21 protein-coding genes are annotated in these 20574 nt (G+C 45.3%); 7 read left to right on the top strand and 14 right to left on the bottom strand.

Features of this window, described 5'->3' with window-relative positions; translation table 11 throughout:
• Positions 1 to 58: 58 nt before the first annotated feature.
• Genes AB4623_RS10725 through AB4623_RS10710 form a run of 4 tightly spaced genes read left to right on the top strand, consistent with a single transcriptional unit; the run spans position 59 to position 3476 of the window.
• On the top strand, positions 59 to 1876 hold the full coding sequence (locus AB4623_RS10725; RefSeq protein ID WP_136982230.1) for a penicillin-binding protein activator: 1818 nt from the start codon (positions 59 to 61) through the stop codon (positions 1874 to 1876).
• Positions 1863 to 2261 carry a YraN family protein gene (locus tag AB4623_RS10720; RefSeq protein ID WP_017059277.1) on the top strand — a complete coding sequence of 133 codons (399 nt, stop codon included), beginning with the start codon at positions 1863 to 1865 and terminating at the stop codon, positions 2259 to 2261. Before AB4623_RS10725 ends, AB4623_RS10720 begins: the two co-directional genes overlap by 14 nt.
• Before the next feature lie 2 nt (positions 2262 to 2263).
• Positions 2264 to 2854, top strand: coding sequence for a phosphoheptose isomerase (locus AB4623_RS10715; protein ID WP_004729817.1), 591 nt, complete (start codon positions 2264 to 2266; stop codon positions 2852 to 2854).
• Between the two features lie 16 nt (positions 2855 to 2870).
• Positions 2871 to 3476, top strand: a complete 606-nt coding sequence (locus tag AB4623_RS10710) for a BON domain-containing protein (protein ID WP_017059276.1) — start codon at positions 2871 to 2873, stop codon at positions 3474 to 3476.
• Positions 3477 to 3730: 254 nt separating this feature from the next.
• Here AB4623_RS10710 and sspB read toward each other — a convergent pair whose 3' ends face one another.
• The 8 genes from sspB to zapE form a co-directional block, all read right to left on the bottom strand.
• A complete protein-coding gene (gene sspB, locus AB4623_RS10705; RefSeq protein ID WP_017072808.1) occupies positions 3731 to 4225 on the bottom strand; it encodes a ClpXP protease specificity-enhancing factor in 495 nt (164 codons plus the stop codon).
• A gap of 6 nt (positions 4226 to 4231) precedes the next feature.
• Complete coding sequence (sspA, locus tag AB4623_RS10700; RefSeq protein ID WP_009848943.1) at positions 4232 to 4867, bottom strand: stringent starvation protein SspA; 636 nt, start codon at positions 4865 to 4867, stop codon at positions 4232 to 4234.
• Between the two features lie 97 nt (positions 4868 to 4964).
• Positions 4965 to 5702 carry a cytochrome c1 gene (locus AB4623_RS10695; RefSeq protein WP_017061436.1) on the bottom strand — a complete coding sequence of 246 codons (738 nt, stop codon included), beginning with the start codon at positions 5700 to 5702 and terminating at the stop codon, positions 4965 to 4967.
• The gene (locus AB4623_RS10690) at positions 5699 to 6964 is read right to left on the bottom strand and encodes a cytochrome bc complex cytochrome b subunit (RefSeq protein WP_017061435.1); all 1266 of its coding nucleotides are present in this window, start codon (positions 6962 to 6964) and stop codon (positions 5699 to 5701) included. Before AB4623_RS10690 ends, AB4623_RS10695 begins: the two co-directional genes overlap by 4 nt.
• The gene (gene petA / locus AB4623_RS10685) at positions 6964 to 7554 is read right to left on the bottom strand and encodes a ubiquinol-cytochrome c reductase iron-sulfur subunit (RefSeq protein ID WP_017061434.1); all 591 of its coding nucleotides are present in this window, start codon (positions 7552 to 7554) and stop codon (positions 6964 to 6966) included. The genes AB4623_RS10690 and petA overlap by 1 nt, the downstream gene beginning before the upstream one ends.
• Before the next feature lie 330 nt (positions 7555 to 7884).
• Complete coding sequence (gene rpsI, locus AB4623_RS10680; protein ID WP_004740758.1) at positions 7885 to 8277, bottom strand: 30S ribosomal protein S9; 393 nt, start codon at positions 8275 to 8277, stop codon at positions 7885 to 7887.
• Between the two features lie 13 nt (positions 8278 to 8290).
• The gene (gene rplM, locus AB4623_RS10675; protein WP_010434689.1) at positions 8291 to 8719 is read right to left on the bottom strand and encodes a 50S ribosomal protein L13; all 429 of its coding nucleotides are present in this window, start codon (positions 8717 to 8719) and stop codon (positions 8291 to 8293) included.
• 247 nt (positions 8720 to 8966) lie between these two features.
• Positions 8967 to 10070, bottom strand: coding sequence for a cell division protein ZapE (gene zapE, locus AB4623_RS10670; protein ID WP_017061433.1), 1104 nt, complete (start codon positions 10068 to 10070; stop codon positions 8967 to 8969).
• Positions 10071 to 10289: 219 nt separating this feature from the next.
• Here zapE and zapG point away from each other — a divergent pair, with 219 nt between their 5' ends.
• From zapG to degS, 3 genes are all read left to right on the top strand, one after another.
• The gene (gene zapG / locus AB4623_RS10665; protein ID WP_017061432.1) at positions 10290 to 10745 is read left to right on the top strand and encodes a Z-ring associated protein ZapG; all 456 of its coding nucleotides are present in this window, start codon (positions 10290 to 10292) and stop codon (positions 10743 to 10745) included.
• 126 nt (positions 10746 to 10871) lie between these two features.
• Positions 10872 to 12227 (top strand): Do family serine endopeptidase, encoded by a 1356-nt coding sequence (locus tag AB4623_RS10660; RefSeq protein ID WP_372146366.1) that lies wholly within the window; start codon positions 10872 to 10874, stop codon positions 12225 to 12227.
• A gap of 158 nt (positions 12228 to 12385) precedes the next feature.
• Positions 12386 to 13450, top strand: a complete 1065-nt coding sequence (gene degS, locus AB4623_RS10655; RefSeq protein ID WP_171732331.1) for an outer membrane-stress sensor serine endopeptidase DegS — start codon at positions 12386 to 12388, stop codon at positions 13448 to 13450.
• 102 nt (positions 13451 to 13552) lie between these two features.
• On the opposite strand, the gene parC is transcribed toward degS, so the two are convergent.
• The 6 genes from parC to nudF form a co-directional block, all read right to left on the bottom strand.
• On the bottom strand, positions 13553 to 15811 hold the full coding sequence (parC, locus tag AB4623_RS10650; protein WP_017067236.1) for a DNA topoisomerase IV subunit A: 2259 nt from the start codon (positions 15809 to 15811) through the stop codon (positions 13553 to 13555).
• A 3-nt stretch (positions 15812 to 15814) separates the two neighbouring features.
• A complete protein-coding gene (gene parE / locus AB4623_RS10645; RefSeq protein ID WP_017061428.1) occupies positions 15815 to 17695 on the bottom strand; it encodes a DNA topoisomerase IV subunit B in 1881 nt (626 codons plus the stop codon).
• Positions 17696 to 17934: 239 nt separating this feature from the next.
• Positions 17935 to 18540, bottom strand: coding sequence for an esterase YqiA (gene yqiA / locus AB4623_RS10640; RefSeq protein ID WP_017061427.1), 606 nt, complete (start codon positions 18538 to 18540; stop codon positions 17935 to 17937).
• 15 nt (positions 18541 to 18555) lie between these two features.
• Positions 18556 to 19380 (bottom strand): 3',5'-cyclic-AMP phosphodiesterase, encoded by an 825-nt coding sequence (cpdA, locus tag AB4623_RS10635; RefSeq protein ID WP_017061426.1) that lies wholly within the window; start codon positions 19378 to 19380, stop codon positions 18556 to 18558.
• A gap of 59 nt (positions 19381 to 19439) precedes the next feature.
• Positions 19440 to 19880, bottom strand: coding sequence for a DUF1249 family protein (locus AB4623_RS10630; protein ID WP_008222561.1), 441 nt, complete (start codon positions 19878 to 19880; stop codon positions 19440 to 19442).
• Positions 19881 to 19884: 4 nt separating this feature from the next.
• On the bottom strand, positions 19885 to 20514 hold the full coding sequence (gene nudF / locus AB4623_RS10625) for an ADP-ribose diphosphatase (RefSeq protein WP_017061425.1): 630 nt from the start codon (positions 20512 to 20514) through the stop codon (positions 19885 to 19887).
• Positions 20515 to 20574 lie beyond the last annotated feature (60 nt).

Below are 20574 nucleotides of genomic sequence, written 5' to 3'. Positions count from 1 at the left end.
TTTACCATCACTTCAACGATTAATATAGATACAAATTTATACGGAATTTAAAGAACTCATGGCAACGATGAACCATAAGAGACTCAGTGTACCACGCTTACTAACTCCAATTGCATTAGCAATTACATTGGCGGCTTGTTCTTCAGGTCCTCAAGCACCAACGAGCGTTGATATTACACTAGATCCAGCGCAATCAACTGAAAGTTACATGATGCAGGCGGATAGTAGCAAAGGAAGTCTACAAAACGACTGGTTAATCATGGCGCTTAAGGCTTCTGTGCAAGTTGGAAAAACCGATCAAGCAACTCTGCTTATTAAACGCTTAGCAAAACAAGAGCTGAGCGAAACGCAACAAGCGGAATGGCAATTAGCTCGCGCTCAACTGTTGGTGAATAACTCGCAGCCTGAACAAGCTTATAGCCAACTGAACTTCCAGCCTTGGTGGAAACTTCCGAACGAGCAGTGGAAAGATTATCACGAGCTACGCGCGAACATTTCTGAAATGCAAAGCGAGTATTTTGAAGCAAGCCGTGAGTTAGTTCTTTATTCAGAATATCTAGACGCTGACGACGAGCTCCAACAACAAGCTGCTGACCGTATTTGGCAGAACCTAAATAGCTACTCTCAATATGAGATTCTGGAGCTTAAGACGTCGCCTACAGAAGACGTTCTCGCAGGTTGGTTACAGCTGGCGATTTACATGAAGACGCTGAACTCAAACCTTCCAAACCTGCAGGAAACCTTGTCGGATTGGCTAGCAGAGAATCCTCAGCACCCAGCAGCGACATACACACCTCAGGCGATCACTGACGTCTTGGCACTAGAGATCAGCAAGCCAACCAGCACTGCACTATTACTGCCTCTAACCGGTAAGTACGGCAAGCAAGCACAACTTGTGCGTGACGGTTTCATCTTTGCGATGATGAATGACAAAGAGCGCGAAGAAGATGCAACGCTGACGGTAATGGATACCAACGTGCAAAGTGCCGCTGAGATTAAAGCGACACTGGAAGAGAACAACGTTGATTTCATCGTTGGCCCGCTGATTAAGAGCAACATAACTAAACTTCAGCAAGCGCAGAAAAACCACGAGAACTCGATTCCAGCTTTAGCTCTGAACATTCCAACGCAACTAGAACCAGATACTAACATTTGTTATCTCGCTCTATCGCCAGAGCAAGAAGTCGCTCAGGCAGCGAAGCACCTATTTGCTCAAGGCTACAAGTACCCGCTTATCCTTGCGCCAAGAGGACGTTTAGGTGAGCGAGTTGAGCAAGCGTTTAAAGAAGAGTGGAAAAAATACAGCAGCAACGATGTTGCTATCAGCTTGTTCTCTGACAAACGCCAACTGCAACGTAATGTGAATCAGGTATTCGGCTTGCAAGAGAGCCAACAGCGTATCGCTCAAATGGACGGATTACTGAACCTAGACCTAGAAACCGAGCCACGCAGCCGTCGTGATATCGATTCTGTCTACATTGTGGCTAAGAACTCAGAGCTAACACTAATCAAACCCTTCATTGAAGTTGCAATTAACCCAGATGCGAGCCAACCCGCTCTGTTCTCAAACTCACGCAGCAACAGCGGTGATAAGCAGTATGAAGACCTAACCGGTGTGTTCTACAGCGATATCCCACTATTAGTTGAGAATAAAAACGAGCTTAATAAAGAGCTCAACGACCTATGGCCTGCGCACTCAAACGGCCAAAAGCGTCTGCAAGCACTAGGAATGGATGCATACTATCTAATGGATGCACTGCCACAGATGAAAGCCGTGCAAGGTTACAGCATTCCAGGTGAAACGGGTGTGCTAACCATCGATAACAACTGTGTGGTTCAACGTGAAATCAGCTGGGCAGAGCATGGGGCTTTTTAGCCGAAAGTTCCTATCCAAACCAACCATCACCCACAAACAAGTGGGTGATAAATACGAGGCCGTGGCAAAATCTTATCTGATTAACCACGGTTTATCGTTAATAGAAGAAAACTTCATAGCAAAATGTGGCGAGATTGATCTTATAATGCGCCATAACAATACGGTTGTGTTTGCTGAGGTAAAATACCGCAAGCAAACCCGCTACGGACATGCCGCTGAAATGGTGACTGCCAAGAAGTCACAGAAACTGCTCAAAACAGCCAATGTTTGGCTTATGCAGCAAGGCTTGTCGGTGCACTCTACAGATTTCAGGTTTGATATTGTTGCCATTGAAGGGCCGAATGACACTATCGACTGGATTCAAAACGCGATTACCCAAGGATAAACATGCTAGACAGCATTAAAGAAAGTTTCACAGAAAGTATTCAAATCCAAATTGCGGCTGCAGAAGCTCTGCCTGACGCAATCACGCATGCCGCTCAAGCAATGGTTGCGACCTTGCTTAACGGAAACAAAATTCTTTGTTGTGGTAATGGTGGTTCGGCGTCGAATGCTCAGCAATTTGTATCGTGCCTACTCAACCGATTTGAAACAGAGCGCCCTAGCCTTCCAGCGATGGCACTCACAGCAGATAACACCACGCTAACGGCTGTGGCTAACGACTACCACTATGAAGAGATCTTCTCTAAGCAGGTACGTGCGTTTGGTCAAACTGGCGATATCCTGTTGGCTATCTCGACTAGTGGTAACAGCAAGAACATCATCAAGGCAATGGAAGCGGCGGTAACTCGCGACATGACAATTATCGCCTTTACCGGTAAAGATGGTGGTGAGATGGCAGGTTTGCTTGGTGAACACGATGTAGAGATTCGTATCCCTTCACACCGTACAGCGCGCATTCATGAAGTACACATGGTGACACTACACTGCCTATGTGACCTAATCGATCAAGTACTCTTCCCTGCTCACGAAGAGTGATATACGGAGCATCACAATGAAATCATTAACCTCTATGAGGCTGTTTAAGCTGATTAGTGTTTCGCTACTTACACTGTCTCTGTCTGGTTGTGCTGGCATTTTCATTGCTGGTGCTGCAACCACTGCAAACCTAGTCACGGATACGCGAACAACCAAAGAGATTTGGAACGACAACAACATCGAATTTGAAGTCGCAGCGATTACCAATAAACAACCATTCCGTGGCAACGTACGTGTCACCGCAAGCTCGTACCGAGGTTCGGTGGTATTGATGGGACAAGCAACCACAGATTCAGAACGTCGCGCTTTTGAAAACCAAGCCAAAGAAGTGGCTGGCGTTGAGAGCATCCACAATCAGGTTCGAGTGAAAGAACCTTTGTCTGTAAGTGCTATTAGTAAAGACAGCTGGATTACCACTAAAGTGAAATCAGCTCTGCTTGCGAATGCTGAGCTTAACGGCATCAAAGTAAAAGTGATTACTGAGGATTCAGAAGTATTCCTGCTTGGACTCGTGACTCGAGAGCATGCCGATATCGCAACAGAAGTTGCTCGTAACATCTCTGGCGTAAAACAGGTCATTCGAGCGTTTGAATATGGTGAAGAAGAGACGGCTGTTAACTAGCCTTAAGCCAGTCAATTGAATGCTATATAGCAGAAAAGAAAAAGCAGCGACGAGTCGCTGCTTTTTTATTTGGTTCGTTATCTAATACCAATCGTAGTAAATAATCTATCATTCTAGCTTGTTAAAAATCTCGATAACTGCGTTAGAATTTTTGATTGTAGAATAACTACTTATCAAAAAATTCCGCCTTGCTCTCAAGCTTTTTTCCTGCGCTATTTCTGATCACTTACTTACTGTGATTGGTATAATTAACGTTATTTGATAACACGAAGGCTTGGGCGACCTTTCGCTGGACGAGGTGGCTCAGGATCTGAGTCTGGCTCTTCAGCATCTACGTCTGCCGTTGCTACGCTCAAAGATGGGCCTTTTTCTGGTTCTTCAAAAGGACTTTCTTCAATCCCTTCTTCAAACGCTTCCATGTAAGCCTCTTCAGGTTCAAACATGGTACCAGCACCATTTTCACGAGCATAAATCGCTTGTACTGCGTAAAGCGGAACGATCACAGAGTGTGGACGACCACTAAAGCGAGCACTAAACGTCACAGCTTCGTTACCCAGTTCAAGTTGTCCAACCGCACGAGGCGCGATGTTCAGAATGATCTGACCATCTTGAACAAACTCTTCTGGAACTCGCACACCCGGTAATGTTGCTTCAACAACAAGGTGTGGAGTTAGTTCGTTATCAACCAGCCACTCATAAAATGCACGAAGCATGTATGGTCGGCGTGGAGTCATATTAGAAATATCCATAAACGCTTAGCGAACGAGTCGCATCTCACGCTCAGCTTCAGTTAGAGAAGCTAGGAATGAATCACGTTCGAATACGCGGTTCATGTAAATCTTAAGCTCTTTAGAACCAGGACCAATTAGTTCGATACCAAGCTCAGGTAAACGCCATAATAGCGGAGCTAGGTAACAATCAATTAGGCTAAACTCTTCGCTCATGAAGTATTCATACTCAGCGAAGATAGGAGCAAGAGTCAGTAGGTCGTTGCGCAGTTTAACGCGAGCTGCTTCAGATTCTTCAGCGTTGCCTTTAACGATCTTCTCTGCAACTGAATACCAGTTACGCTCAATGCGGTACATCATTAGACGGCTGTTACCACGAGCAACCGGGTATACAGGCATCAACGGTGGGTGAGGGAAACGCTCATCTAGGTATTCCATGATGATCTTCGAGTCATATAGAGCAAGCTCACGATCAACAAGAGTAGGTACTGATTTGTACGGGTTCAGTTCAACAAGCTCTGCTGGTAGATTTTTTTCATCAACCAACTCAACTTCAACACTTACGCCTTTTTCAGCAAGAACGATGCGCACCTGATGGCTATACATATCAGAAGCACTTGAGAAAAGAGTCATTACAGAACGTTTATTGGCAGCTACAGCCATGGAGCCCTCCAGTACACTTTAAATAAAAACAATGGAGGCCTAAAGCCTCCATTGAACATTAACATAATTTGGGAATTAGCACGGTATTATAGCACAATTAGTGCACATCACGCCAATACTCTTTCTTCAGCAAAATCACGATGATAGTGAAGATTACTAAGAAGGCCATTACCCACCAACCCATCGCGTGACGCTCAAGTTGAACTGGGTCGCCCGAGTAAACCAAAAAGTTAACAAGGTCACGAACTGCTTCGTCGTATTCACCAGCACTTAATTCGCCAGAGCCATCAGTCTCAGTGCCAACAACAACCGTCACTTCCTCGCCATCTACCATATGAGTATCGTAGATTGGTGTTGGGATACCTTGCAGTTCTTCAAGAACGTGCGGCATACCAACGCTTGGGAAAACAATGTTGTTCACGCCAAATGGACGAGACGGATCTTCATAGAAAGTACGAAGGTAAGTGTACAGCCAGTCTGCGCCACGAACACGAGCAACCAATGTTAGGTCTGGTGGCGGAGCACCAAACCAACTTGCCGCTTGATCAGAAGGCATAGCATTAACCATCAAGTCACCGATTTTCGCTTCAGGGTCGAAAATCAGGTTTTCCTTCATAAGATCAACAGGGATCTCTAAATCATTCGCAACACGTTCATAGCGCTGGTACTGCGTTGAGTGACAAGCAAAACAGTAGTTCATGAACATTTTAGCGCCATTTTGCAATGAAGCTTTGTCTGTTAAATCATTGTTCGCTTTATCTAATGGTACGTTTGCACCCGCTGCCATCACCAGTGACGGCAACATAGCAAATAAAATTACAATCCACTTTTTCATTTGAATGTCACCCTTTCTGGTAATGGTTTCGTCGCTTCATTTTTACTGTAGAACCACAGTAGAACGAAGAACATGAAGTAACCTAAGCTAAAGATTTGAGCCAGTAGCGTGTATGTTGGCGTTGCTGGAAGCGCACCAAGTACACCAAGCGCAATAAAGCTTATTGTGAATTGGATGATGTTAATCAAATGCAGTTTGCTACGGTAACGGTAAGAACGCACTTTACAACGGTCGAACCATGGTAGTAGGAATAGCACAACAATAGATGCGCCCATTGCTACAACACCTAGCAACTTATCAGGAACAGCACGCAGAATTGCGTAAAACGGCGTGAAGTACCATACCGGAGCGATGTGCTCTGGTGTTTTCAGTGGGTTAGCAGCTTCAAAGTTTGGCGGCTCAAGGAAGAATCCACCCATCTCTGGGTTAAAGAACAGCACATAACAGAAGAAGAATAGGAAACCGGCCACACCAACCATATCTTTCACGGTCCCGTATGGGTGGAAAGGAATAGAGTCAATGATGTCGTATTTCTTAGTGTAATCCTTGTGGAATGGGAACTGCGTTTTGTAGTCGTCGCCCATTGTGCCTTTAGGAAGTTTCGTCTCAATACCGTCTGGGTTGTTCGAACCCACTTCGTGCAGTGCTAGTACGTGAAGTACGATAAGCAGCAGAAGTACAATTGGTAGAGCGATAACGTGCAGTGCGAAGAAACGGTTCAGCGTTGCACCAGAGATGATGTAGTCACCACGGATCCAAAGCGTTAGGTCATCACCGATAACAGGGATCGCACCAAACAGAGAAATGATTACCTGAGCACCCCAGTAAGACATTTGACCCCATGGTAGTAGGTAACCCATGAAAGCCTCAGCCATAAGCACTAAGAAGATCAACATACCGAAGATCCAAAGTAGCTCACGAGGCTTTTGGTAAGAACCATAGATTAGGCCACGGAACATGTGCAGGTAGATAACAACGAAGAATGCCGAAGCACCTGTTGAGTGCATGTAACGTAGTAGCCAACCGTATTCCACATCACGCATGATGTATTCAACAGAAGCAAATGCACCCTCACCTGACGGTACGTAGTTCATTGTTAGCCAAATACCCGTAAGGATTTGGTTAACCAATACCAACATTGCCAAAGAACCGAAAAGGTACCAAAAGTTAAAGTTCTTAGGCATTGGGTATTCAGATAAATGCTTTTTATACGCATTCATCGCGGGTAGACGTTTCTCTACCCAATCAAGCAATCCTTGCATTACGCGTCTCCCTCGTCCACACCGATCATGATCTTAGTGTCACTCAAATACATATGCTTTGGTACAACAAGATTCAATGGAGCTGGTACGCCTTGGAATACTCGACCTGCCATATCAAACTTTGAACCATGACAAGGACAGAAGAAACCAGACTTAACACCCTGAACTTGTTCTGCAAAAGAATCCGGCAGGTAAGTTGGAGAACAACCTAAGTGCGTACAGAAACCAACAGCAACGAAGAATTCCGGCTTAATTGAACGGAACTCGTTCTGTGCGTATTCTGGTTGTTGTTCAGCTTCAGATTGAGGGTCACGAAGTTGACCACCGATCGATTTTAGGTTTTCTAGTACCGACTCAGCACGGCGTACAACCCATACAGGTTTACCTTGCCACTCGACACGAACCATTTGTCCCGGTTCTAACTTACTGACTTCCACTTCCACCGGCGCGCCCGCAGCTTTCGCCTTGGCACTCGGATTCCATGATTTAATAAAAGGCACGGCTACAGCAGCTGCTCCTAAACCACCAACAACGGCTGTTGTTGCGGTTAAGAAACGCCTGCGACCGTTATTTAAAGGCGCGTTGCTCATCCAAACATTCTCCCATTTGCTCCTTGTGGATTGAAATAATTCCGATTAAAGAGCATGGCTAACAAAATATGTATTTAGTTCTATTTATTGACGGCAAATGATAAATAAAACCCTACTTTTTGACAAGATAAAGCTACCTTTTTGTAACAATCATGAGGCAAAGCGCACATTGGGTTACAAAAGCTTTCAAAATATAAGAATTTGGAAATAAAACGAGGAAGGGAAAGCGTTTAGAGGGGGTATAAAAACAAAAAGCCCGGCATATAGCCGAGCTTTGAACCACAATTCCAGTCGTAAAACTGGGGGCGTGTACTTTTTCGTAAAGAAAAATTAACGCTTAGAGAATTGAGGTTTACGACGTGCTTTACGTAGACCAACTTTCTTACGTTCAACGCAACGAGCGTCACGAGTAACGTAGCCAGCTGCACGTAGAGCAGGACGTAGAGTTTCATCGTACTCCATAAGAGCGCGAGTGATACCGTGGCGGATTGCGCCAGCTTGACCAGAAATACCACCACCAGAAACAGTGATGTAAAGGTCAAGTTTCTCAGTTAGTTCAACTAGCTCAAGAGGTTGCTTAACAACCATACGAGAAGTTGGACGACCGAAGTAAACATCAAGGCTACGCTTGTTGATTACGATCTCACCAGAGCCTGGTTTGATGAAAACACGAGCTGCTGAGCTTTTGCGACGACCAGTGCCGTAGTATTGATTCTCTGCCATTTTCATAATCCCCTTAGATGTCTAGTACTTGTGGCTGTTGAGCAACATGGTTGTGCTCAGTACCAGCGTACACTTTAAGCTTACGGTACATCGCGCGGCCTAGAGGACCACGTGGAAGCATACCTTTAACTGCTAGTTCTAGAACCATTTCTGGTTTCTTAGCAATTAGCTTTTCAAAAGTGATAGTTTTAAGACCACCTGGGAACTCTGAGTGACGGTAGTAAACCTTACCCTTAGCTTTGTTACCAGTTACAGCAACTTTCTCAGCGTTAACAACGATGATGTAATCACCAGTGTCTACGTGAGGAGTGTATTCTGCTTTGTGCTTGCCGCGTAGGCGAGAAGCGATTTCACTTGCTAGACGGCCAAGAGTTTTGCCTTCAGCGTCTACAACATACCAGTCGCGTTTTACAGTTTCTGGTTTAGCAACGAAAGTTTTCATGCTAATAATTACCTATTTAAAAAATTTACACTTAAGGAATACTCGCGTATTCCCACTGTCTAAGAGTTACCATTCATCACCCCTTCGAGTGTTGGAAAACTCTTGGCATAACGTGATTTTACTCATCGCTAGAGGCCCGCAGTAACGGTAGGTCGCAGGATTATAGAGAAGAGCGAAGAAAAAATCACCTCTTTTTGAACAAAATCACGATTTTTTTAATTCTATTTCTTATTCGAGATAATCAAAGCTAACTTAAGTGTTCTTTTGCCAAATATTCATGGCTCTGCATTTCAATTAAACGCGACTGACAACGTTTAAATTCAAACTCTAGCTGACCATGGGTGTATAGCTTTTCTAGCTCCACTTCCGCTGAAATAATCAGCTTCACATTGCGCTCGTAGAACTCATCAACTAATGCAATGAAGCGCCTCGCAGCGTCATCTGAAGTCGCGCCCATTTGCAATACATCCGCCAATAGAACTGTGTGATAAACCCGAGACAACTCAATATAGTCGTTCTGGCTACGAGCCGACTGACAAAGCTGAGCAAAGGTGCCATGCAGTACGCCATCACTCGCTTCGACTACATCTAATTGACGGTGGTTAACCTCTATCTGCTTAAGCTTCTCTTTATCTTCACCAACGAGCTGAGCGTAATACTTTTCGAGATTAATATTCGCTTGGCTATCTAGCGGGTAATGGTAAATCTCAGCCTGTTCTAAGGTACGTAGACGATAGTCAATACCACTATCGACATTAAGGATATGACAGTTGTCTTGAATGAGCTTGATGGCAGGTAAGAAACGCGCTCGCTGTAACCCGTTGCGATACAGATCCGCAGGTGGAATATTAGAGGTCGCAACCAAGATAGCGTTTCGAGCGAATAACTCTTGGAACAAGGTTCCTAGGATCATCGCATCGGTGATGTCTGAAACAAAGAATTCGTCGAAACAGATAATGTCCGCTTCTTCCTTCAACTTGTCTGCGACTAAAGGCAATGGATCACTCACATTACCTAGCGCCTTTAGCTCATCATGAACTCGATACATAAAGCGGTGAAAGTGAACACGCATTTTTTTAGTGGTCGGTAAGGCATCATAGAACGTATCCATTAGGTACGTTTTTCCTCGCCCTACGCCACCCCAAAAATAGAGACCTTTCGGTGGTTGTGGCAGTTCTGGCTTTTTGCCTAGTAATTTCTGGAAGCGAGTCAGTTGAGGAATGGGCGTATTCATGTAATCTTGAAATTGATGAAAGAGTTCATCTAAAGATTTTACGGCTTGCTCTTGTGCTGGATCTCTTTGAAATCCATGTTCTTTTATATCTTGTTCGTATTTTTTAATGGGATTCATGACGACATTTCCACAATGAAAGCAATATCAGACAACAACTAAAAATGAGCCCAAACAGTACGAGGAATAACGTGATGTGGTGAATAATGCAGCATCAAACTGCTAACTAGCGCACACGCATTTCTCTTTATACTGCGGCTTTCTCATAGTACCATGGAGCCGTATCACGTGTAACTAAGCAGTAACAAACATGTTAAAAAACAATAATAAGGAGCTGTTATGCCTTGGATGTATGCCGTTGCCGGTTTACTAGTCGGAGTTATTTTAGGGGTCGCTATTTCTCGTCTCATGACACCTGAATACAAAAAACAAAAGAACGTACAGAAAGAATTGGATAGCGCAAAGTTTGCCCTTGAGCAGCAGCGACAAGAGCTGGCTGATCACTTTGCGAAATCAGCAGAAATGTTGGACACATTAGGTAAAGACTACACAAAACTGTACCAACACATGGAAAAAACAAGCTCAGAGCTGATTCCTAACCTGCCAGAGCAAGATAACCCGTTTGTGAAAACAGCCGCTGCCCATTCGGACAAGCCACAAGAGAAGCCTTCAGTAAAAGAGGCGACACTTGAGGAACAACCGAAAGATTACGCTAATGGCGCAACCGGTTTATTTACAGAGCAGAAGAAAGAAATCATGAATGCTCCCGATGTTGTTACAGCAAAAGCATCGTAAACATTTAACACTTCTGTGAACTTTACAAAGGTTTTTGAGTCATAACTTTCACTCAGGTCATTTGAAACTTATCATACTTATTAAACGTATAAGAGGGTTAAGACCTTAACTAGAGAGGAGTTTATGATGAAAAAACCTTTGCTTGCTTTATCAGTGCTAACTTTAAGCTTAAGTTCAATCATCACCCCCATTAAAGCAACAGCCGCACTGCCATTAAGTGTGGGTAATGAACAATTACCGAGCCTTGCTCCTATGCTTGAACAAGTGACCCCCGCTGTGGTTAGTATTGCCGTAGAAGGCAAACAGGTACAACGTCAGCAAATCCCTGAACAATTTCAATTCTTTTTTGGTCCAGAACAAACACGAGAGCGTCCCTTCCGCGGATTAGGCTCTGGTGTCATCATTGACGCCGAGAAAGGTCATATCGTGACCAATTACCATGTCATTAATGGTGCGGACGATATCAAAGTAAAACTGCATGATGGTCGAGAGTACGATGCTGAGCTAATCGGCGGCGACCAGATGTCTGATATCGCACTGCTAAAATTAGAAGAAGCCAAAAACCTGATCCAGATAAAAGTCGCAGACTCAGACAAACTAAGAGTTGGTGATTTTAGTGTCGCGATCGGTAACCCATTCGGACTTGGGCAAACCGTGACATCCGGTATTGTTTCTGCACTCGGCCGTAGCGGCCTGAATCTAGAAAACTTTGAAAACTTCATTCAAACCGATGCAGCAATCAACAGCGGCAACTCTGGTGGTGCGCTAGTGAACCTTAACGGTGAGCTAATTGGTATCAACACCGCCATTCTTGGCCCTAACGGAGGTAATGTCGGTATCGGCTTTGCAATCCCTTCTAATATGATGACAAACCTGACAGAACAAATTCTCGACTTCGGTGAAGTAAAACGCGGCATGCTTGGCGTTCAAGGCGGAGAAGTGACCTCTGAATTGGCAGAAGCACTCGGTTATGAATCAAGCAAGGGCGCCTTTGTTAGCCAAATCGTCCCTGACAGCGCAGCCGATAAAGCAGGACTGAAAGCGGGCGATATTATTGTCTCTATTAATGGCAAACGCATTGATACCTTCAGCGAGTTAAGAGCTAAGGTCGCAACACTCGGCGCTGGTAAGCAGATTGAACTGGGTGTGGTTCGTGACGGTAAGAGCAAAACCTTTGATGTGACGCTTGGTGAATCCACCAATAATAAAACACAAGCTGAGAAGCTCCATGAAGGACTAGCTGGTGCTGAGTTAACCAACACAACAGAGAGTGACTCTGCAACAGGCGTCAAGGTATCGAATGTTGCTCAAGGTTCACCAGCCGAAGCCTATCAACTCCTGAAAGATGACATCATCATCGGAGTAAACCGCCAGCCCGTTAAGAACCTTGCTGAGTTTAGAGAGATTCTTGAAAAACAACCTGGTGTACTGGCGCTTAATATCCAGCGAGGCGACCGAACTATCTATCTTGTGATTCGATAGTCTTACGTCAGCGCAATTACAGGGAGGCTCAGTAAGTTTGCTTTAAACTTACTCAGTCTCCCTTTTCTTTAGATCAATCAAAATGCTATGCTTCACTTGTAATCAAATCAGTCATCCATTGATGGAGGCTTCACACCTTACTTGTTGAAGAGGGAAACATGCTGTCCTTTCTATTTCGTTCTATTTCCCTTGGACTCGTTTCAGCGGCGCTTATTCTTCTCGCCTTCCCGAGCTTAAGACCAGCGATTGTCGCTGACGTCACTAGCCCTAAAGTCGATAATATTGGCTCTCTTCAGATTTCATTTAACCAAGCAGTTCGCCGCGCGGCGCCTGCAGTGGTTAACATTTATAGCCGTAAATACGCTGAAAGCGATCGAAACAAACTGCTCACACAAGGTTTGGGCTCTGGGGTGATTGTTAGCGAGAAAGGCTACATCATTACCAACTTCCATGTGGTGGCTCAAGCAGACCAAATAGTTGTGGCACTTCAAGATGGCCGAGTAGCAGCTGCGCAACTTGTCGGTTCAGACAAACGCACCGATATCGCGATACTTAGAGTCAGCGGTGATAATCTACCGGTGATCCCACTCAATCCTAATTACAAAGCCAATGTCGGTGATGTTGTACTGGCTATCGGTAACCCATACAACCTAGGTCAAACAACAACCTTTGGTATCATCTCTGCAACCGGCCGTTCTTCGATCAGTGCCGATGGCCATCAAGCCTTTATCCAGACCGATGCGGCAATCAATGAAGGTAACTCAGGTGGCGCACTGGTGAACTCACAAGGTGAGCTAGTCGGTATCAATACCGCCTCTTTCCAGCAAGCTACCGACATGGAAACCTATGGGATCTCATTCGCTATCCCCTATCCGCTTGCTAATAAAATCATGGAAAAGATCATCGCCGATGGTCGTGTGATTCGTGGCTATATTGGTATCGATGGACAAGACATCAACTCAGTCACCTCACGCATGTTGGGTACTAAGAATATCGGCGGGATCGTTGTGTTGGGGATAGACCCTAATGGTCCGGCTGCCGATGCGGGTTTTGAAGCTCAAGACATTATTGTCAGTATCAACGATAACCAAGTAAATGGTCGCCAGAGTGTAATGGACATCGTTACCGACCTGCGACCTGGTACAGTTATCGATGTGGGTATATTGCGCCAAGGTGAAAGCAAAACCTTAAAGGTGACCATCGCCGAAGATGCTCGCCTGTAGAGCAAACTCTGTAAGCAATGATTCAAGCTGCTAATACACAAGTACAAAAAACCCAGCTCATAGGCTGGGTTTTCTTTTATCTAAAGATTGTTTCAAGTATCTCTACGATTCACTTTGCTCTTCGATATCGATGCGAGTCACTCGCTGTAGTCCTCTAGGCAGTAGACCACCACGACGACCACGTTCACCACGGAAGTTTTCAAGATCCGCAGGTTTCAAACCAAGCTTACGTTTACCGGCGTAGATAGTCAGCGTCGCATTCTCTGGGATAGCCATAAGATGTGAGACAAACTCTTCACGCTCTTTTGCTTTCGCAGAAGGGATGTTGATGATCTTGTTGCCTTTACCTTTGCTCAGCTGAGGGAGATCTTTAATCGGGAACAACAACATACGACCTTGGTTAGTAATCGCCAGAATCTGATTACTGTCCAAGTCAGCAATAGGGCTTGGCATCATCACTTCAGAAGCTTGTGGCAAGTTAACCAAGGCTTTACCGCTCTTGTTCTTGGACAGCAGATCGCTACCCTTACAAACAAAACCATAACCTGCATCAGAACCGACTAACCATAATTGTTCATTCTCTCCCATCACCACTTGGCGAATAGAAGTACCTGGGCTGACGTTCAAGCGGCCTGTAATTGGCTCACCTTGGCTTCGCGCCGACGGTAATGAATGTGACTCAAGGGAGTAGCTTCGACCATCACTGCCGAGGAACACCGCTTGCTGGTTACTCTTACCCTTAGCACTCGCTAAGAATTTATCACCCGATTTGTAGTTCAAACCTTCAGCGTCAACTTCATGCCCCTTGGCATGACGAATCCAACCTTTCTCAGACAACACAACCGTGATTGGTTCGCTTGGTACTAAGTCGCGCTCTGTTAGCGCTTTCGCTTCAGCGCGCTCAATCAGAGGTGAACGACGATCATCGCCGTATTTATCCGCATCTGCTTGGATTTCTTTCTTGATCAGCGTATTCAAGCGACGCTCTGAACCGAGTAGCTTTTCAAGCTTCTCACGTTCAGCTTCAAGCTCTTCTTGTTCCGCTCGGATTTTAAACTCTTCTAACTTAGCTAAGTTACGAAGTTTAATATCAAGAATCGCATTGGCTTGAATTTCAGAAATGTTGAAACGGCTCATTAGGACAGGACATGGTTCGTCTTCTGTACGAATGATCTCAATCACTTCATCGATATTAAGATAAGCAGCAAGCAAACCTTCTAAGATGTGCAAGCGTGCCAGTACTTTATCTAAACGGTACTGCAAACGACGGCGAACCGTTGTGCGACGGAACTCGATCCACTCTTTCAGGATTTGAACTAAGCCTTTAACTTGAGGACGATTATCTAAACCAATCATGTTCAAGTTAACGCGGAAGTTTTTCTCTAGATCCGTCGACGCGAACAGGTGACTCATCAATTGGTCACAGTCGATACGATTCGAACGAGGAACGACAACGATACGCGTTGGGTTCTCGTGATCCGATTCATCTCGCAAGTCGTCAACCATTGGCAGCTTCTTAGCGCGCATCTGGTTAGCGATTTGCTCAAGTAACTTCGCACCTGACACTTGATGAGGTAAAGCCGTGATAACAATATCAGAGCCTTCCTTGTGCCAAACCGCGCGCATCTTGATGCTGCCACGTCCAGTACGGTAGATCTTTTCGATGTCCGATTTCGGGGAGATAATCTCAGCTTCAGTCGGGTAATCTGGACCTTGAATGAAACCCATCACGTCTGAAAGCTCAGACTTAGGCGTATCAATTAGGTGAATGGCTGCATTAGCGACTTCACGCACGTTGTGTGGTGGAATATCGGTCGCCATACCTACCGCGATACCTGTAATACCGTTAAGTAGGATGTGAGGTAGGCGAGCAGGCAACATTTGAGGCTCTTTCATCGTGCCATCAAAGTTTGGTTGCCAGTCAACAGTGCCTTGACCTAGTTCACCTAGAAGAACCTCAGCAAACTTAGATAATTTGGCTTCGGTATAACGCATCGCAGCGAACGATTTCGGATCATCAGGAGCACCCCAGTTACCTTGACCATCTACCAATGGGTAGCGGTAAGAGAAAGGCTGCGCCATCAATACCATCGCTTCGTAACAAGCAGAGTCACCATGTGGGTGATACTTACCTAATACGTCACCAACGGTACGTGCTGATTTTTTGTATTTCGATGCAGCCGATAAGCCTAGCTCAGACATCGCGTAGATAATACGACGCTGTACTGGCTTCAAGCCATCACCGATATACGGCAATGCACGATCCATGATCACGTACATTGAGTAATTTAAGTAGGCATCTTCGGTGAACTTGCGCATTGGCAGCTGTTCAACGCCATCATATGTAATTTCGTTAGACATCCATTATACCTCGGCCATATCACCGTTAGTCTGTAGCCATGTACGGCGATCATCTGCACGTTTCTTACCAAGCAGCATGTCCATCATCTCGTTGGTTGCTTCGCTGTCATCAATCGTTAACTGCACAAGGCGACGAGTGTTTGGATCCATGGTGGTTTCACGCAACTGAAGTGGGTTCATTTCACCCAGACCTTTGAATCGTTGCACGTTGATCTTGGCTTTCTTCTGCGATAGTCGCTCAAGCACACCGTCTTTCTCTGCGTCATCAAGTGCGTAGAACACTTCTTTACCGCAATCGATACGATACAGAGGAGGCATTGCCACATAGATATGACCCGCTTCAACTAATGCATGGAAATGGCGAGTAAACAAAGCACACAGCAGTGTCGCGATATGAAGACCATCCGAGTCCGCATCGGCAAGGATACAGATCTTACCGTAACGCAGGCCGGATAAATCATCGTTGTCCGGGTCGATGCCTAGAGCCACCGAGATGTCGTGCACTTCTTGCGAAGCCAATACTTGGTCTGCTGACACTTCCCATGTATTTAGGATCTTACCGCGAAGTGGCATAACTGCTTGGAACTCACGATCACGTGCTTGTTTAGCAGAACCACCCGCCGAGTCCCCTTCCACGAAGAAGATTTCGGTACGGCTTAAGTCTTGAACTGAACAGTCAGTTAGCTTACCCGGCAGTGCTGGGCCTGAAGCGATTTTCTTACGCACAACCTTTTTGCTTGCGCGCATACGGCGGTGGGCATTCGCAATACAAGCTTCTGCTAGCTGTTCTGCCAGTTGTGGCTTTTCGTTCAACCACAGGCTAAACGCATCTTTTACCACACCAGACACAAACGCAGCAGTTTGACGTGAAGACAAGCGCTCTTTTGTTTGACCAGCAAACTGCGGATCTTGCATCTTCACCGACAGTACGTACGAACAGCGATCGAAGATATCGTCGCCCGTTAGCTTAACGCCACGCGGCAGCAAATTACGGAATTCACAGAACTCACGCATTGCATCAAGAAGACCTTGGCGAAGACCGTTTACGTGTGTACCACCTTGTTTAGTCGGTACTAAGTTCACGTAACTTTCGGTGATCATGTCGCCGCCTTCTGGCTGCCAGATGATCGCCCAGTTTGCCATTTCTGTTTCAGCAACGAATTCGCCAACATACGGTTCTTCAGGCAGCAAGGTGTAACCTTTCACGCCTTCGGCAAGGTAGTCTTTTAGACCATCTTCATAGAACCATTTATGCTCTTCACCACCGACTTTGTCGATAAAGGTAATTTCTAAACCTGGGCAAAGCACTGCTTTTGCACGTAGGTTGTTAATCAGACGAAGTGTCGAGAATTTAGGGCTATCGAAGTACTTAGGATCAGGCCAGAAATGTACTGATGTACCACTGTTACGATGACCACAAGTGCCCGTCACAGTAAGCTCTGTTACTGCATGACCGCCTTCAAGTGCGATCTCGTGAACCTGACCTTCTCGGCGTACGGTCACTTCAACACGTTTTGACAGCGCGTTTACAACCGAGATACCTACACCGTGCAGACCACCAGAGAACTTATAGTTGTTATTCGAGAATTTACCGCCAGAGTGGAGCTTAGTTAAAATCAGCTCAACACCTGAGATCCCTTTTTCAGGGTGGATATCGACAGGCATACCACGGCCGTCATCGGTAACTTCTAACGATTGGTCTGCATGAAGTACCACTTTGATCTTCTTAGCGTGTCCCGCTAGTGCTTCATCGACCGAGTTATCAATGACTTCTTGGGCAAGGTGGTTAGGTCTTTCTGTCTCGGTATACATTCCCGGGCGGTGTCGCACAGGGTCGAGACCTTCAAGTACCTCGAGGTCTTTTGCATTATATTGTTCAGTCATAATACGGAGTTTACTCAAAAAGTTTGCGTCAGTTCGCTGGCTCCAGTTTCACTAAAGCAGAATCATTACTATGAACCGTCATAGTAGAGCGAACGAGCGAAGTATTGGGGAATATAGTCTGGAAGCTGAGTAATGATGTCAAGCTAGTTCAAAAACTAAGACATCAAACTATGATATTTCACCATTGATAGATGAAATAACAGGCAAACAAGAGAAAATCACTTGGTTGGTGGAACAGATTAAAGATTTAGAAAGGTGATGATTTGTTGTGGGTAGCGTTCAAAATCAACAAAGCTATGATCCCCGCCCTCTTCTACTGTCTGTGTTGCACCTTGGTACTTCTCTACCGCTTGTCGGTAATCCAGAACTTCGTCTTCCGTTTGCTGAAGTAACCAGAAGTCGCTCGGCTTAGCGATAGCCGAAACCTCTAACGCCTTCAGTTCATCAATATGTTTTGTTTCCAGTACATATCGTTCATCTGTGTATGGGTTTACTTGTTCACCTAAATAGTCAGCAAGAAGCTCATACGGCTTCACTGCTGGGTTTACAACCACCGCTTTAAAACCATAGTGGCTATTCAGCCATGTTGAAAGATAGCCACCCAGCGAGCTACCGACCAACGCTATTTGATATTGCTCTTTGTATTGCTCCACCAGCTGCTGTAAATGAAGTGCCGCTTGTTGAGGGAAACTCGGCAGTTGAGGGGTTACGACTTTAATATCAGCGCGATGCTCCGCACAGTAATCTGCCATCACATTCGCTTTATGAGAACGTGATGAGCTGTTAAATCCGTGAATATAGAGAAGCAGCGATGGCTTATTAGCTTGTTGATTAGAGCCTGGCATCAATAACCGCCTTCATTAGTAACCAGCAGCCTTAAAATCAGGCAAGAACTGCCCATGAGGCAGACGACGAACTTGCGTGCTAACGGTACCGTCTTGATGTAATTCAATCTCTCTCCAGCCCGGAGACAAAGTATCAACCGCGAAGTCATCTGAGTTAGGTTTGAATTGCACACAAGTCGACGGTGTTGCCATGACTTGTACACCATGATGATCTCGGTTCATGTCTTGATGAACGTGACCACACAGTACGGCTTTAACATTGGTGTGCTGTTGAACCACATCCCAAAATTGATCGGCGTCTTTTAGGTTATGTTGATCTAACCATGCGCTGCCAACCAACAATGGATGGTGGTGCAATAGAACCAAGGTATTACGTTCAGGGAACTCCGTCAGCTTCTGTTCTAATAGGTCAAGCTGTTGATCGCTGAGGCGACCATGAGGCACACCAACCACCTGCGAGTCTAGCATCACCATCTGCCAGTTATCGCCTAGCAAGACATGCTCAACACACTGTATTTGTGGTGATGGTAAAACACTGCCCATATTAGGCTTAAAGTCATGGTTCCCTGGCAGCCAATAGCATGGCTTTTCCAAAGGCTGAATCCCTGACTCAAATTTCTGGTACGACTCAGCACTGTGATCTTGAGATATATCACCGGTTGCTAAAATCGCTTGATAGTCAAAGCCCTGACTAACAATGCCATCGACTACAGCACGAAAGCTATCTTGAGTGTTGATGCTTAATAAGCTGCCATTGCTCGGCGCAAATAAATGCGTGTCCGTTAGCTGCACAAGCTTAATAGTGCTCTCATCAAATTTTGAAGTGTGTGATAATTCCAAAATAACAAATCCAGATACGTTACTGTTTAGACTTTAAAAGTGTTGATAAATAGGCTCAATTAAAAGGCAATTGGGGTTCGGCTGATACCCGTTTTTAAACAAAACGTTAACCATTCCCCAAGAAATTTATTCAATTGAAATTTCTCGTCCTTTTGCAGAAGCTTAGTGTTGGGGTAGTCATATTTCGCTTTGACTCGCGAAAAATCCCCGCTAGCGCACACTTCTGCAACTCGAGCGTCGTGATATAGCCTGACAGACATTTTTGGCAAAGGAAACACTGGCATCGCATCACTCTGACATATATCTATTAATGTGGTGTATTTTGTGACCTCATTCACTGTCAATTGATACACCATATTAACGGCTTGGTAACAGCGAACGTCACCAACCTCATGCCCAACCGGTAACAAAGCGTTCAGTTTGGCATAGTTAGTCTCGTAAACTCGCATCAATTCAGCAAGATCAACATGATACGGTTTTTTGACCGCGATATTTGGCATGACGTTAATCTATCCACTCTGACTGTAATTCTTGGTAGTTCAATTGTAGCCACTGTAGCGCAATGATCGTGGCTCCATTTTCAAATACACCATCTTTTACCAACTGATAAGCAGCTTCGCGACTCATCACTTGTACACGAATGTCTTCACCTTCGTAGTCCAATCCGTGTACCCCTTTGGCTGTCGTTGCATCAACACAGCCAACAAAGACGTCGAGCTTTTCAGAGCAACCACCAGATGAAGGATAATACGAAGTAATAGGCAATACAGATCCGACTTCGACTCCGGCTTCTTCCATTGCTTCACGACGAGCGACGTCTTGTGGCGATTCGTCCGTATCAATGATCCCAGCAACAATTTCGTATTGCCATGGGTTCTCATGCTCTAGGGCTCCGACACGGATCTGTTCGACGATCACCACTTCATCACGCACAGGATCATAAGGTAGCAAAGCGGCAGCATGTCCACGCTCAAACATCTCACGCTCTATTGGTTGGCTCCAGCCTCCCTCAAATAGTCTATGTTTAAATGTGTACTTGACCATTTTGAAAAAACCACGAAACAGCGTCTCTTTTGAGACTATTTCCACATCTTGCGGAGTAAACTCATGTCGTTGATTGTCATACTGTTGCATTTGGTACCTCACTAAGTGATCTTTATAGTTTACTCATTGTCCGAGTTAACTACCAAGGAT

It is taken from the genome of Vibrio sp. 10N.222.52.C12 (assembly GCF_041474215.1).
Taxonomy (GTDB): Bacteria; Pseudomonadota; Gammaproteobacteria; order Enterobacterales; family Vibrionaceae; genus Vibrio; species Vibrio crassostreae_C.
Note: the sequence above shows the minus strand (reverse complement) of the source record. Positions and strands in the feature narration are given on the sequence as shown.

Coding starts and splice junctions, on each gene's coding strand:
- parE (WP_017061428.1), bottom strand. CDS start 17,695: ATGACTGAACAATATAATGCAAAAGACCTCGAGGTACTTGAAGGTCTC.
- degS (WP_171732331.1), top strand. CDS start 12,386: ATGCTGTCCTTTCTATTTCGTTCTATTTCCCTTGGACTCGTTTCAGCG.
- rplM (WP_010434689.1), bottom strand. CDS start 8,719: ATGAAAACTTTCGTTGCTAAACCAGAAACTGTAAAACGCGACTGGTAT.
- AB4623_RS10720 (WP_017059277.1), top strand. CDS start 1,863: ATGGGGCTTTTTAGCCGAAAGTTCCTATCCAAACCAACCATCACCCAC.
- AB4623_RS10695 (WP_017061436.1), bottom strand. CDS start 5,702: ATGAAAAAGTGGATTGTAATTTTATTTGCTATGTTGCCGTCACTGGTG.
- AB4623_RS10715 (WP_004729817.1), top strand. CDS start 2,264: ATGCTAGACAGCATTAAAGAAAGTTTCACAGAAAGTATTCAAATCCAA.
- zapE (WP_017061433.1), bottom strand. CDS start 10,070: ATGAATCCCATTAAAAAATACGAACAAGATATAAAAGAACATGGATTT.
- AB4623_RS10710 (WP_017059276.1), top strand. CDS start 2,871: ATGAAATCATTAACCTCTATGAGGCTGTTTAAGCTGATTAGTGTTTCG.
- rpsI (WP_004740758.1), bottom strand. CDS start 8,277: ATGGCAGAGAATCAATACTACGGCACTGGTCGTCGCAAAAGCTCAGCA.
- zapG (WP_017061432.1), top strand. CDS start 10,290: ATGCCTTGGATGTATGCCGTTGCCGGTTTACTAGTCGGAGTTATTTTA.
- nudF (WP_017061425.1), bottom strand. CDS start 20,514: ATGCAACAGTATGACAATCAACGACATGAGTTTACTCCGCAAGATGTG.
- sspB (WP_017072808.1), bottom strand. CDS start 4,225: ATGGATATTTCTAATATGACTCCACGCCGACCATACATGCTTCGTGCA.
- petA (WP_017061434.1), bottom strand. CDS start 7,554: ATGAGCAACGCGCCTTTAAATAACGGTCGCAGGCGTTTCTTAACCGCA.
- AB4623_RS10630 (WP_008222561.1), bottom strand. CDS start 19,880: ATGCCAAATATCGCGGTCAAAAAACCGTATCATGTTGATCTTGCTGAA.
- AB4623_RS10725 (WP_136982230.1), top strand. CDS start 59: ATGGCAACGATGAACCATAAGAGACTCAGTGTACCACGCTTACTAACT.
- yqiA (WP_017061427.1), bottom strand. CDS start 18,540: ATGCCAGGCTCTAATCAACAAGCTAATAAGCCATCGCTGCTTCTCTAT.
- AB4623_RS10660 (WP_372146366.1), top strand. CDS start 10,872: ATGAAAAAACCTTTGCTTGCTTTATCAGTGCTAACTTTAAGCTTAAGT.
- sspA (WP_009848943.1), bottom strand. CDS start 4,867: ATGGCTGTAGCTGCCAATAAACGTTCTGTAATGACTCTTTTCTCAAGT.
- parC (WP_017067236.1), bottom strand. CDS start 15,811: ATGTCTAACGAAATTACATATGATGGCGTTGAACAGCTGCCAATGCGC.
- AB4623_RS10690 (WP_017061435.1), bottom strand. CDS start 6,964: ATGCAAGGATTGCTTGATTGGGTAGAGAAACGTCTACCCGCGATGAAT.